Raw genomic sequence first — 13177 nt, 5'->3', positions numbered from 1 at the left:
AGCCCGATCCGTTTCCCTTCAGGAAAAAATCCGCTTTCCCGCTTTCACCAATTCGTTGAAGACGACCGGCAACACGGACATGCCGAGAATGAAGAGCCAATCCGCACCGGATAAAACGTGGATGCCGAAGACCCGGTTGAAAAAGGGAGTGTAGACCAAAAGGCATTGGATGGCGGCCCCGATCAAGAACGCCCCCAGCAAATAGCGGTTCGAAAACAGCCCGACTTTCCATATCGATTTTTTCCTGCTCCGCAAATTGAAGGAATGGAACAGCTGGGCAAAACTCAAGGTAATGAACGCCATCGTTTGGGCGTGGGTGACGGTGTCCGCGGAAAGGCGGGCAAAATCGACGGCGAATAGGGAATCCGCCCCGGAATAATAGCGCAGCCCTTCCAGGAAGGCGAACAGGGTGATAAAGCCGATCAGCATCCCGTTCAGCAAGGCATACGCCCCGTTCCCTTTGGCGAAAATGCTTTCCTTCGGATCCCGCGGCTTTTCTTTCATGACATCCGGATCATCCGGGTCCATGCCTAGGGCGACGGCGGGCAGGGTATCGGTGATCAGGTTCACCCAGAGGATCTGCACGGCCGTCAGCGGGGCGGGGAGCCCGAGCAAAATGCCGAAAAAGAGGGCGGTGATTTCCCCGAGATTGCACGAGAGCAGGAACAGGATGGACTTTTTAATATTGTTGTAAATGTTTCGTCCCTGTTCCACCGCCCGGACGATGGTGGCAAAATTGTCATCGGTCAGGATGATATCCGAGGCCCCTTTGGCGACGTCGGTGCCGGTGATGCCCATGGCGACGCCCACGTCCGCCTGCTTCAGGGAAGGGGCGTCGTTGACCCCGTCGCCGGTCATCGAGGTGATAAAGCCGTTTTCTTTCAGCGCCGATACGATCCGGACCTTATGTTCCGGCGACACCCGGGCAAAGACGCGGACCGATTTCACCTTTTCCCTCAGTTCCGTATCGCTCGCGGCGTCCAGTTCCTGGCCCGTCATCGTCTCTTCCTCGTCTTGGGCGATGCCTAGTTGCCTGGCGATGGCCAACGCCGTCTTCCGGTGGTCGCCGGTGATCATGACCGTCCGTATGCCCGCCTTTTTACACTGTTCGATGGACGGTTTGACTTCTTCCCGGGGCGGATCGATCATCCCCGCCAGGCCGAGGAATGTCAGATCTTCTTCCAGCGAACCGTCGGCCTCCTCCATGCCGTTCACCGTCTTTTTGGCGACGGCCAGCACGCGGAGCGCCTCATCGGACATTTGATCGGCGACGGCCAATATTTTTTCCTTGTCTTCTTCGGTGATGGCGGCGGTTTTGCCGCCCTTTTCGATGCGGGTGATTCTCGGCAGAACGCTTTCCAGCGCCCCTTTGGTGAAGGAAATATAGCCGCCTTCCCGCTCATGCATCGTCGTCATCATTTTCCGCCCGGAATCGAAGGGGATTTCGAAGACGCGCGGATATTCCTTCTCCAATGCTTCTTTTTTCAGGCCATGTTTCAAGCCGAGCCGGACGAGGGCGATTTCCGTCGGGTCGCCGGAGCTTTCCTTTTCGCTGACTTGCGCGTCGTTGCACAGCATCGCCGCTTTCAAAAACTGCCCGTCCGTTTCCGGATCGAGTTCTTCGGCGGATATGTATTTTTCCCCGGTAAAGACCTTCGTCACCGTCATCTTGTTTTGCGTCAGCGTCCCGGTTTTATCCGAACAGATAACGCTGACCGAACCGAGCGTTTCCACGGCGGGCAGTTTGCGGACGATGGCGTGGTGTTTGATCATCTTTTGCACGCCGATGGCCAAAACGATGGTGACGATGGCGACCAGACCTTCCGGAATGGCGGCGACGGCCAGGCTGACGGCGATCAGGAACATTTCCAGCGGCGGACGTCCTTGGAAAAAGCCGATGAAAAACATGATCAAACAGATGGCGATGGCTCCGATGCCGAGCACCTTTCCCAAGTGATCCAGCTTTTTTTGCAGGGGCGTTTCTTCCTTTTTCTCCGCTCCGAGCATTTTCGCGATTTTGCCGATTTCCGTGTTCATCCCGGTGCGGACGGCGACGCCCGTGCCCCGGCCGTAAACGGAAAGGGTGGACATGAAGGCCATGTTTTTTTGGTCCCCCAGCGGAACTTCATCGTCGGAACGCCAAGCCGCATCCTTTTCCACGGCCACCGATTCCCCCGTCAAGGCCGATTCCTCGATTTGCAAGTTGGCCGTTTCGATGAGGCGCAGATCGGCGGGAATGAAGCGTCCCGCATCGATAAGGACGATGTCTCCGGGAACGATTTCCTCGGAGGGGATTTCCCGCACGATCCCGTCCCGGCGGACGACGGCCTTCGGGGAGGCCATCTTTTTCAATTCCTCGAGCGCCTTTTCCGCCTTGGACTCCTGGACGACCCCGATGACGGCGTTTAACAGGATGACGAGGAGGATGATGACCGCATCGCTGATTTCGCCGACAACGGCGGAAATGGCTGCCGCCGCGATCAGGATGTAGATGAGGAGGCTGTTCATTTGTTCCCACAGCATCTTCCAAATGGTCGGCTTTTTTTGTTCGGCGAAGCGGTTTTCCCCATAGGTTTTCAAACGCTCCTCCGCTTCCCGTTCCGACAGTCCTTTTTCCGGATCGGTTTTTAATTTTTCAACCGTTTCTTCGGCAGAAAGCGCATGCCACTTTTCCAACGAGATCACTTCTTTCCTTAATGTTATTGCCGAAAACGTTCCAACTGCTTTTTCGGGAAGAAGCCCCTTTTTCCTAAATTATACCTTCATTATATTCGTAAAATGCGGCCAAATCCAAATCGCCTTTAAAATGTCGATTCTGATGGCCGGGAAGAGGGGGGCCAAAAGGCCGGGAAAACGGTTTTTTCCGGGATAAAAAAACATTTCCGTCTTTTGACGGAAATGTGTGATTGTCCCCGGAAGGACCGTTAAACATGGGCCGGCGGACGCATTGATCAAATGGCCGAATTTGACCGGGCGGGGTGCGATCACCAAAACCGAATGAGGGACAACGATACGATCGCACCGAGAGCGATGCCGATGCCCAATCCCAAGCCGAATCCCCAGAACAAGTGATAACCGTAATTCCCCCGATTCGGGAATGGCCGCAAAAACGCATGGGAACGGTTGACATGGGTGATGATTCCCCTGTGCAGAAATCCGTCCCGCGTCCGGATGGCGACCGGCTTGCCGACGTGCCTGATGCAATGATGATACATGTACTCGGAAGACAAAAAATCCAACCCCTTTTCCCTTTTTCAATATCGTATGTAAGGGAAGAGGCGGGGTATGGACAAAAGCGATAAGGAGAGAACCCGTTTTCAAAGATAGGGAAATGGCGGGTGAGGTTCTCTTGGAAGGATGCAGAAGGAGGGAGGGATCTTCATCTCGTCTCCACAGCCGTTGCCAAGGCTTGAGGCCGTTTCCGGACGAACAGCCTGCCGCTTTCGGAGGAAGGTGGACGGCGAAGGTCTTCGCTTGCGATGCGGATGTTGGCGCTGAAAAGCGGTCCCCCGGATCGCCCGATCCGGAAGTCCGATTCTTTTCAATTAGGAAAAGGCTGAACAGGGGATCGCCGAAGGCCGTCCCCATGCCGACGGGGGAGGGGAAAATCAGCGCTCGCGTCATCCGCAAGGCCGGCGGTCTCAACCCGGTTTTACGAACCCATAGAAGGACCGCGTCCGGCGCCCATAAAAAGAAACGCCCCTTGCCCTCCTCCTCTGTCCAAAGACGGTTCATCCGGCGGGAAAAAGCCGGCCTGATGCCGGCCGGCCGAACCTTCTGCACGGCCCCCGAAAGCTCCTACATGTAAAGAAAATAGGCGAGGAAGGCGAGAAAGAGGATATACATGACCGGATGCACGTCCCTTCCTTTTCCCGCAACGATCATCCCGATCGGGTACAGGATGAAGCCGGCGGCAATCCCCGTGGCCACGCTGGAAGACAAGGGCATCATGAGGATGGTCATGAAGCAGGGAATGACGATTTCCGGATTCTTCCAGTTGATTTTCTTGACCTCCATCGCCATCAGCGCGCCGACGATCATCAGCGCCGCGGCGGTGATTTCCCCGGTGATCGCGCTCAAAACCGGCGAGAAAAACATCGACAGAAAAATCAGTGCGGCGGTGATGAGGGAAGTAAAGCCGGTCCTTCCGCCGGCGGCGATCCCGGCGTTGGATTCGATCATCGTCGCCGTCGTCGAAGTCCCGAGAATCGAGCCGATGATCGTCGCCGCCGAATCGGACACGAGCGCCCGTCCCGCGTTCGGGATTTTGTTGTCTTTGACGAGCCCCGCCTGGCTGGCGACGGCGATCAGGGCGCCGGCGGTATCGAAGAAGGCTACGAACAAAAAAGTAAAAATGACGGCGAAAATTTCCGGGGTCCAAAGCTCATGAAGATGGCTGAAGACGACACCGAAAGTCGGCTTCAGGCTCGGGATGGATCCGATGAAGGAGGCCGGTTTTTCGATGACGCCCGTCGCGATGCCGGCGATCGTCGCGATCCCCATGCCCAAAAAGATTCCTCCGTTTACGCCGCGGACGAACAGCAAATAAGTGACCCCGAAGCCGAAAAGGGCCAACAGCGCTTCCGGGGTCGCCAGATCGCCCAGGCCGATGATCGTTCCCCCGTTGGCCGTGATGATCCCCGCGTTTTTCAACCCGATGAAGGCGATGAAAAAGCCGATCCCGGCAGCGATGGCATGCTTCAGATCCTGCGGGATCATGTTGATGATCATTTCCCGGATCTTCAATAAACTGAGGAGCAAAAACAGGACCCCGGAGACAAATACCCCGGTCAAGGCGATTTCCCAGGGGATGCCCATCGCCTGGCAGACGGTGAAGGTGAAAAAGGAATTCAGCCCCATGCTCGGCGCGATGACGACCGGATAATTGGCGAAAAGGCCGATGATCAGCGTGCCGATGATGGCGGTCAGGGCGGTCGCCGTAAAGACGGCCCCTTTGTCCATTCCCGCCTGGCTGAGGATCGCAGGGTTCACGATCAGGATATAGGCCATGGAAAGGAAGGTGGTGATGCCCGCGATCGTTTCCTGTTTATAGGATGTGTTTCTTTCCTGAAAGGCGAAAAAACGGCGCATGGTTGTTCCTCCATCCGGGCAGCGACTTTTTGCGACGGTTTGTTCCCTGCCCTTTTTAGAATTCCTTATTTGTTTCCTTGTTATTTATCCATAAAAAAAAGCGCGCCTCAACCTTTGAAGCAGCCTTTCTGACGGAAAGCGGCAAGGCTGCCGAAAGCCTCCTTTTCGCCCGGCGTTTCCGCCGGCATGGCGGGGCGGCTCCCATCCTTTGCCGCAGGCTGTGGAAAGGCGCAAAGTCCATCCGTAAATCCGGTTTTCATCATATCAAATGGAACAGAAACGGTCAATTTGTTCAAAAAGGATTTCCGGTTTTGCATCCGGGACCTTAAAATGGAGGCAGGAGAATTTTTTCCAGGCGGCAGACTCCCGGGAAGGAGGCTTCCGCAGGGGAAAATGCGGCCGGGGAGGTGGACTATGGGACTGTTCGATTTTTTCGGGAGAAGATGCGCGATCTGCAAACGAAAGATTTCCCCTCTCCGCAAATCCATCGATCCCCGGGGAAAAACGGTAAAGATTTGCCGGGCGTGCGCGGAATATGCCGAACGAAGGGCTTATCAAATCCATCGAAGGCGGTAAAACGCGGTTGTCCCGATTCAACAAACCGGCATCCCAAGGGCCGGAGGCGGGAAAACCCGGTCCCGACATTTGCATTCGTTTTTTTCCGATCCGATCTGGGGGCGAGGAAATGAGAATCAAGGATAAAATTTACGGGGAATTTGTCATCGAAGGGATTCTTGAAGCGCTTGTTTTCAGCGGGCCCGTTCAAAGATTGAAAGGCATCCGCCAAGGCGGGGCAAGTTATTTGGTCAATGGGAAATGGAATGTCACGAGATACGAACATTCCGTCGGGGTCATGCTCCTCATCCGGAAACTCGGCGGCTCCTTGGAGGAACAAATCGCGGGCCTGCTTCACGATGTATCCCATACCGCATTCTCCCACGTGGTTGATTTCGTTTTTGACAATGAAAAGGAAGATTACCATGAAAAGATCTTTCAGCGAATCATCGCGGATTCTGAAATCCCTGCCATCCTGGGAAAATATGGCTATGATGCGCAAAGCCTGCTTTCCGGCGGCGCCCGTTGGAAATTGCTGGAGCGGCCGGCCCCCGAGCTGTGCGCCGACCGGATCGATTATACGCTGCGGGACATGTATCAACACGGAAACATCACGATCGAAGAAGTGCATCATTTTTTGAACCGGCTGGCCGTCATCGACGGGAAAATCGTCCTTCAGGATCTTGCGGCCGCCGAATGGTTTGCCGGCATCTATTACAAAGAGGTTATCGAATTTTTCCTGCATCCCTTGAATGTGTACGGCTATCATCTTTTGGCCAAAACGTTAAAATTGGCTTTGGAGAAACGGCTGATCGGCCGAAATGACTTGCTCGGAACCGATGAGGAAGTGCTGGACTTGCTGCGCGCATCGGGGGATAAGGAGATCATGCGGCTTCTGGAGCAAATCCACCGGAACGTAAAAGTTAAAGAAGACAAATCCGATTATGATTTTCATTGGAAGGCCAAAGCGCGATGGATTGACCCGGCCGTCCTTTATGAAAACGGGCCGGTACGGGCGTCCCGAATATCGGAGCGTGTAAGGCGGCTGACCGAAGAGGCGCGGAAAAAAGCGGAAGCGGGGGTGTATGTCAAAATCGTTTCAAATTGATTGGGCCGTTTTGCTCCGCCGATCGGTCATGTTGCAACGCCGCATGGCATCCCAAGTGAAAAATGGGCCGGCACCCCGCATGAATGGTCGGGCCGAGACCTTCCTTTTTTGGCGGCAAGCCCCGCCTTTTGCCGGCCGGCTCCTTCAAGATCCGATTGACAGGCCGGGGAATAACTGCCATAATGGCTAATAAGAAAGGCATACCTTTAAAACAGTCCCGCGAGGCTGGCAAGGTAAATGATAGAGGAAAAACGGGAAAGGGCATGATGCGCCCCTTTTCCCTGAAAACGAAAGGAGCGCCTTGCCGTCAGAACGGCAGGGCGCTTTTTTGACAGTTTCCGCGCCTTCCGGGGACGGTTGAAGGGACGCCTGAACGGAAAAAGGGGGGAGACGAAAGATTAAAATTTTAAGAGTGATGTAGAAATATGGCGAGCTTTCGGTCATAATAAAACCGTGGAAAAAAATTAGGGGGGAAATTGAGGATGAAAAAGTTTTTCAGCCTGATTGCCGTCTTCGCCTTGGTGTTTGGCCTTTCGGCCTGCGGATCCGACTCGGACGAAGGAAAAGGCGGAAAAGAGAAAAATAAACCGAAAGAATTGGTCATGGGGTTCGTCCCTTCCCAAGATTCCGACAAAATCGCTGAAACGGTGAAGCCCTTGGCCGACCGTTTGAGCGAAGAATTGGACATGAAGGTCAGCGCCGTCACGATGACCAGCTACAATGCCTTAATCGAAGCCATGGGAGCCAATCAGGTGCAAATCGGCTTCATCCCGGCCTTCGGCTACGTGATCGCCCATGAACAGTACGGCGTGGAAGTGCTGTTGAAGTCGATCCGCTACGGATCGGGAACTTACCGGGCGCAATACGTGGTTCGGGCCGATTCCGGCATCGACTCGCTGGAAGATTTGAAGGGGAAGGTTTGGGCCTACGCCGATCCGACCTCCACTTCGGGCTTTTTGTTCCCGGCCTCCCAGCTGATGGAAAAATTTAATCTCAAATCCAAGGAAGAATTGCAAACGAAATTTTTTAAAGATTACTTGGTTGCCGGCGGGCATGACAACGCGGCCATCGCCGTTTACGAAGGCGATGCGGACGTGGCGACGACCTTTGAAGATGTGCGGACGGAGCTGAAGGACGAATATCCGGATGTCATGGAAAAACTGAAGGTCATCGGCTATACCGATCCGATCCCCAATGACACGATCTCCGTAACGAAAGAATTGGACGATGAACTGGTGCAAAAAATCAAGGAAATTTTCCTGTCCTTCAACGACGATAAGGAAATGATCAAAATCATGAACGAGGTTTACAACTGGGACGCCATCGCGGAAGCATCGGATGATGAATATCAAGTCGTCAAGGAAACCTATGAAAAATTCAAGGAAGATATTTCTTTGGAATAAAAAACGGGAAGGTTTTTCCGACTGAAAAGAGGGAAGCGATTCCCTCTTTTTTTAAAACTGCAACGGATGGGAAGATGCGGCGCATTTTTCGCCCGATCCGTTTCCACGGTGCACCTGAAGCAAGATGCGGCGCATTTTTTGCCCAATCCGCTTTCACGGTTCATACGGATGAAATCGAAAACCAGGGGTGGAATTTCTGTGATCGAGTTTAAAAACGTCTCTCTCGTGTATCCGAACGGCACGCAGGGCCTGAAAAACATCAACGTCACGATCAATGACGGGGAATTTGTCGTCATCGTCGGCTTATCCGGTGCCGGAAAATCGACCTTCATCCGCAGCATCAACCGGCTGGTGACCCCGACGTCGGGAGAGCTGTTCGTCGACGGGGAAAACATCCTCAACTACAAAGGAAAGGAATTGCGCAGTCTCCGCACGAAAGTCGGGATGATTTTCCAGGATTACAATCTGGTCAAACGGTCCAGTGTCCTGAAGAACGTATTGGCGGGGAGATTGGGGCACACCGGCACGCTCCGGTCGATTTTCAACCTGTTTAAAAAGGAAGATCTCGCTTTAGCCTATGAAAGCCTAAAACGGGTCAACATCGAGGACAAACTGTACAGCCGGGCGGATGAATTGAGCGGCGGCCAGCAGCAGCGCGTCAGCATCGCCCGGGTATTGACCCAGCGGCCGAAATACATACTGGCCGACGAACCGGTCGCTTCCCTCGATCCGCCCACCTCCCATCAGGTGATGAAATATTTGAAAAAGATCAATCAGGAGGATAAAATCACGACGATCGTCAACCTCCACTTCATCGATATGGCGATGGAATACGCGGAGCGGATCATCGGCATGCGGGAAGGGGAAATCGTGTTTGACGGGCCGGTGTCGCAGGTGACGGAGAAGACCTTTGAGGACATCTACGGGCGTCCGATTCGCGAGGAAGATTTCCGCGGAGGTGCTGAATAGTGGTGAAGAAGCAGGATCAACCCGTTTCCGGCCAAGTTTACGCGCCCCCTGTCTATCCGATGAAAACGAAAACGAGGATTACCGTCCTCTTCGTCGTGATGGTCGGCCTTTTGATCTACAGTTCGCAACGGACGGAAGTCACCTTTTCCTCTTTGGCCACGGGGATTCCCAATATGGTGCAGGTTTTTGTGAAATTTTTCCCGCCCGATTTTGACATTATGGACGCCGTGATCAAACGGCTTGCGGAAACGATCCAGATGGCGGTCATCGCCACCACCTTCGCCGCCCTGCTTTGCGTCCCGCTCAGCCTGCTGGCCGCGCGGAATATCATGCCCAACCGGTGGGTTTATTTTACGGTCCGCACCTTCCTGAACATCTTGCGGACGATCCCGGATATCGTGTTGGCGGTCATTTTTGTCGGCCTTTTCGGGATCGGGGCATTGTCGGGGATCTTGGCGTTGATCATCTTTTCCTTAGGCATCCTGGCCAAATTGATCAGCGAAACCATCGAAGCGGTGGATATGAAGCCGATCGAAGCGATGCGGGCCTCCGGAGCCAATTCCTTGCAGACGATTTGCTTCGGGCTAGTCCCCCAGGTGCTGCCGCAGTTTTTCTCCTTTGTTTTATATGTGCTGGAAATCAATATCCGCGCTTCGGTCGTGCTTGGTTTGGTCGGGGCCGGCGGCATCGGGCTTTTGCTTGACCAGCAGATCAAGTTTTATAACTATCCGCAGGCGATGGCGATCATCATCGTCATCTTTGCCGCCGTGGTCATTATCGAGTTCATCAGCACGAAGATCAGGGAGGCGATCGTGTAATGGCGCTCCAGTTACCGCCTAAAAAGAAGCGGCCCTTTGCGAAGCGGGCCAGAAATTGGCTGATCGCCCTGGCTGTCATCGCCATTTACATCTGGACCTTCACCGGCATTGAAATCGATTTTGCCAAAGCGGGGGAAAGGATGGCCAATAACTTTCACCGGGTCATCCCCAGGCTGTTCGACCCGAATTGGGAAACCTTCCCCCAAGTGATGGACAAAATGATGGAAACCCTGTTTATCGCCTTCATCGGTTCCCTTTCCGCCGCCGTCCTTGCCGTCCCGCTGGGCTTTCTTTCCGCCCGGAACATGACGAGGAACCGGGTTTTGACGGTGGCGGGCAAGTGGATTTTGAGCGCGATCCGCGCTTTTCCCGATCTGATTTTGGCCATATTGTTCGTCGTGGCGGTGGGAGCGAAGCCGTTCGCCGGGGTATTGGCCATTGCCGTCGGTTCCATCGGCATGCTCGGGAAGCTGTATTCGGAAGTGCTCGAATCCATCGACATGAAGGTGGTCGAGGCGATGGAAGCGAACGGGGCGAACAAAATTCAGATCCTGTTTCACGGAATCCTTCCGCAAATCATTCCGGAATTCCTTTCTTATGCCATTTACCGTTTCGAAATCGATGTCCGCGCTTCCTCCGTCCTCGGTTATGTGGGAGCGGGTGGCATCGGGACGTTGATTTACTTCGCCTCGGCGAACCGGAATTGGAACGACATGGGCATGATCCTCTTCGTCATCATCCTCGTTGTGACCGTCATCGATTTGCTCTCGGGTTATATCCGGAAACGGATTGTTTGAGGGTGAGATGCCGGTACATATGGAAGCGGAATGACTGTATATCCCTGAACGGATTGTTTAAGGAAGGGCGCCTAAAGGGCGGCGCCCTTTCTCCATCCCTTCAGATTGGGAAAGGAGCGGAAACGATGGAGCGTGAAACGGAAACGACCTTAATCGTATTGGAGACGAGCGATGTCCACGGGCATATTTTTCCCGTCAATTACGGAACGAACGCCTACGCCGGGCTCGGCATGGCGAAGATCGCGACCCTCGTGAAGGAGATCCGCCGCAAGGAAAAAAACGTGCTGCTGATCGACAACGGCGACAACATCCAAGGCACTCCCCTCACCTACCATTATGTCAAGTTCATGTCCGGCGAAATGAACCCGGTGGTCAAAGTGATGAATCATTTGCGGTATGACGCGGCGGTCGTCGGCAATCATGAATTTAATTACGGGATGGAAGTTTTGGAACGGGCGGTGGGACAATCCGATTTTCCCTGGCTTTCCGCCAACCTCCTGGATAAGGGGACGGGGGAGCCCTATTTCGGGAAACCCTATATCATAAAGCTTTTCGAGGGCGGCCTGAAAGTCGCGGTACTGGGCTTAACGACCCATTACATACCCAATTGGGAAAAACCGGAACATATCCGGTCCCTCCGATTCGAGGATACGGTGGAAAGCGCAAAAAGATGGGTGAAAAAAATCCGCGCCGAAGAAAAACCCGATGTCCTCGTCCTTTCCTATCACGGCGGCTTCGAAAGGGATCCGGATACCGGGGCGCCGGATGAAGCGGAGACGGGGGAAAATGTGGCGTACCGGCTTTGCATGGAGGTGGAGGGGATCGATTGCCTGCTAACCGGCCATCAGCACCGGAAGATTTGGGGGAAAACGATCAACGGGGTCGTCGTCCTCCAGCCGGGATGCAACGGCCAATATTTGGGAAAGGCAACGATCCGCCTGAAGAAGGCGGAGGGCCGGTGGACAATCATCGGAAAACGCTCGGAAATCCTTCCATTGGAAAATGTGCCGGAAGACCGGGAAGTGATCCGGCTGTGCGAAAAATATGAGGAAGCCACCCAAAAATGGCTCGACCGTCCGATCGGCCGGATCGAAGGGGACATGACGATCAAAGATCCCTTTGAAGCGCGGGTAAAGGAACATCCCTTTATCGAACTGATCAACCGGGTGCAAATGGAGGCGAGCGGTGCGGATATTTCCGGAACGGCCCTGTTTCATGATGAAGTGAAGGGTTTCCGGCATGAAGTGACGATGCGGGACATCGTATCAAGCTATGTTTATCCGAACACCTTGGTCGTGGTGAAAATCACCGGGAAAGATTTGAAAGCCGCTTTGGAACGGTCGGCGTCCTATTTCTGTCTGAACGAGAAGGGGGAACTGGCCATAAATCCCGCGTTCAGCCATCCGAAGCCCCAGCATTACAATTACGACATGTGGGAAGGCATCGAATATGTCATCGATGTTTCGAAACCGGTCGGGGAAAGGGTGGTCCGTCTCACCTATAAGAATCAGAAGGTGGAAGACGACCAGGAATTGCTCGTCGTCATCAACAATTACCGCGCCAGCGGCGGCGGGGAATACACCATGTTTAAAAACCGGGAAGTGGTCAGGGAGATCCAGACGGATATGACGGAACTTTTGGCCAATTATTTTTTGGAAAAGAAAACCGTAAAGGCCGTCTGCAACCATAATTGGGAAATCCGGGCAGGGGATGGGGAAGGGCTGCATCCGGAAAACCGGATATGACCCGTATCATCTCTTCTCCGAAAAAACGATTTGGAAAAGACTTGCCCGAAACGCGGAAGGAAGCAAGGATTCCCCCGTTTGCAGGCGGATGCGCTTCGTCCGGAAGATTTTCCCGGGAACGGGCGGCGGCGGAATTTTCCGCCGCTTTTTCCCTTTTCATGGGATCGGACCGCAAGGTTGTCGGCGGATGTCGATATTTCCCGATTTTTTCCGTGAAACGGAAAGAAGGGATTTTCGTAAAAAAACAGGAAAAGGGAGAGCCTTTATCGAAGGGTTAATTAAGGTACGTGAAATTTTAATTAAGGCATGTGAAACAGAAACGGAGCCCGGATACGGACGGAACCCTCTTTCCGGCGCTGACCGTCCGGACAGCCGGAGACGTTTTTCCCGTCCGGTTTAGCGGCACCGGAGGCGGATGGACAGGGTTCCATTCCGGTCGGTTTTTCCCGCGTGCTTCAGCCGGCGGCCGGGCCGGAAACGCCGGTCGCGTTTTATTTTTGGCGGCCGTCCGTGCTTTCGGCCGGCGGTGCCGGACAATCCTTTCCAAGTTTCCTTTCCAAGCGGTTTTCCGCGCTCCTTCCGTCCGGGGAGGCACATGACCCGGAACCGGAGGGAAAAACATTTCCCAAAGAAGTTCGTTTTTTCCGCGAGAAACCCGAGCGGAGGGCACACGCGGGCACAGGTGTCCCTT

At 54.1% G+C, this 13177-nt stretch carries 9 protein-coding genes; 6 read left to right on the top strand and 3 right to left on the bottom strand.

Annotation, left to right across the window (positions count from 1 at the left end; translation table 11 throughout):
• Positions 1–18: 18 nt before the first annotated feature.
• The 3 genes from A3EQ_RS0100995 to A3EQ_RS0100970 form a co-directional block, all read right to left on the bottom strand.
• On the bottom strand, positions 19–2676 hold the full coding sequence (locus A3EQ_RS0100995; RefSeq protein ID WP_020153324.1) for a calcium-translocating P-type ATPase, PMCA-type: 2658 nt from the start codon (positions 2674–2676) through the stop codon (positions 19–21).
• Between the two features lie 308 nt (positions 2677–2984).
• Positions 2985–3230: a hypothetical protein gene (locus tag A3EQ_RS0100980; protein ID WP_026499633.1), complete on the bottom strand. Its 246-nt coding sequence runs from the start codon at positions 3228–3230 to the stop codon at positions 2985–2987.
• A 568-nt stretch (positions 3231–3798) separates the two neighbouring features.
• Positions 3799–5091 carry an NCS2 family permease gene (locus A3EQ_RS0100970; RefSeq protein ID WP_020153319.1) on the bottom strand — a complete coding sequence of 431 codons (1293 nt, stop codon included), beginning with the start codon at positions 5089–5091 and terminating at the stop codon, positions 3799–3801.
• A gap of 685 nt (positions 5092–5776) precedes the next feature.
• Between A3EQ_RS0100970 and A3EQ_RS0100955 the strand changes: the two genes are divergently transcribed.
• From A3EQ_RS0100955 to A3EQ_RS0100925, 6 genes are all read left to right on the top strand, one after another.
• Positions 5777–6754: an HD domain-containing protein gene (locus A3EQ_RS0100955; RefSeq protein WP_026499632.1), complete on the top strand. Its 978-nt coding sequence runs from the start codon at positions 5777–5779 to the stop codon at positions 6752–6754.
• A gap of 482 nt (positions 6755–7236) precedes the next feature.
• A complete protein-coding gene (gene phnD, locus A3EQ_RS0100945) occupies positions 7237–8157 on the top strand; it encodes a phosphate/phosphite/phosphonate ABC transporter substrate-binding protein (RefSeq protein ID WP_020153314.1) in 921 nt (306 codons plus the stop codon).
• Positions 8158–8355: 198 nt separating this feature from the next.
• Positions 8356–9126, top strand: coding sequence for a phosphonate ABC transporter ATP-binding protein (gene phnC / locus A3EQ_RS0100940; protein ID WP_026499631.1), 771 nt, complete (start codon positions 8356–8358; stop codon positions 9124–9126).
• On the top strand, positions 9126–9944 hold the full coding sequence (gene phnE, locus A3EQ_RS0100935; RefSeq protein WP_020153312.1) for a phosphonate ABC transporter, permease protein PhnE: 819 nt from the start codon (positions 9126–9128) through the stop codon (positions 9942–9944). Before phnC ends, phnE (A3EQ_RS0100935) begins: the two co-directional genes overlap by 1 nt.
• On the top strand, positions 9944–10741 hold the full coding sequence (gene phnE / locus A3EQ_RS0100930) for a phosphonate ABC transporter, permease protein PhnE (protein WP_020153311.1): 798 nt from the start codon (positions 9944–9946) through the stop codon (positions 10739–10741). Before phnE (A3EQ_RS0100935) ends, phnE (A3EQ_RS0100930) begins: the two co-directional genes overlap by 1 nt.
• Positions 10742–10866: 125 nt before the next feature.
• Positions 10867–12486, top strand: a complete 1620-nt coding sequence (locus A3EQ_RS0100925) for a bifunctional metallophosphatase/5'-nucleotidase (RefSeq protein WP_020153310.1) — start codon at positions 10867–10869, stop codon at positions 12484–12486.
• The last annotated feature ends 691 nt before the right edge of the window (positions 12487–13177 follow it).

The sequence above is a fragment of the Caldibacillus debilis DSM 16016 genome (assembly GCF_000383875.1).
In the GTDB taxonomy this organism is placed as follows: domain Bacteria; phylum Bacillota; class Bacilli; order Bacillales; family Caldibacillaceae; genus Caldibacillus; species Caldibacillus debilis.
This window is presented reverse-complemented; position numbering and strand designations above follow the sequence as displayed.

Excerpts from the sequence above, each read along its gene's own strand:
- A3EQ_RS0100970 (WP_020153319.1), bottom strand. The coding sequence starts at position 5,091 with ATGCGCCGTTTTTTCGCCTTTCAGGAAAGAAACACATCCTATAAACAG.
- A3EQ_RS0100955 (WP_026499632.1), top strand. The coding sequence starts at position 5,777 with ATGAGAATCAAGGATAAAATTTACGGGGAATTTGTCATCGAAGGGATT.
- phnD (WP_020153314.1), top strand. The coding sequence starts at position 7,237 with ATGAAAAAGTTTTTCAGCCTGATTGCCGTCTTCGCCTTGGTGTTTGGC.
- phnE (WP_020153311.1), top strand. The coding sequence starts at position 9,944 with ATGGCGCTCCAGTTACCGCCTAAAAAGAAGCGGCCCTTTGCGAAGCGG.
- A3EQ_RS0100925 (WP_020153310.1), top strand. The coding sequence starts at position 10,867 with ATGGAGCGTGAAACGGAAACGACCTTAATCGTATTGGAGACGAGCGAT.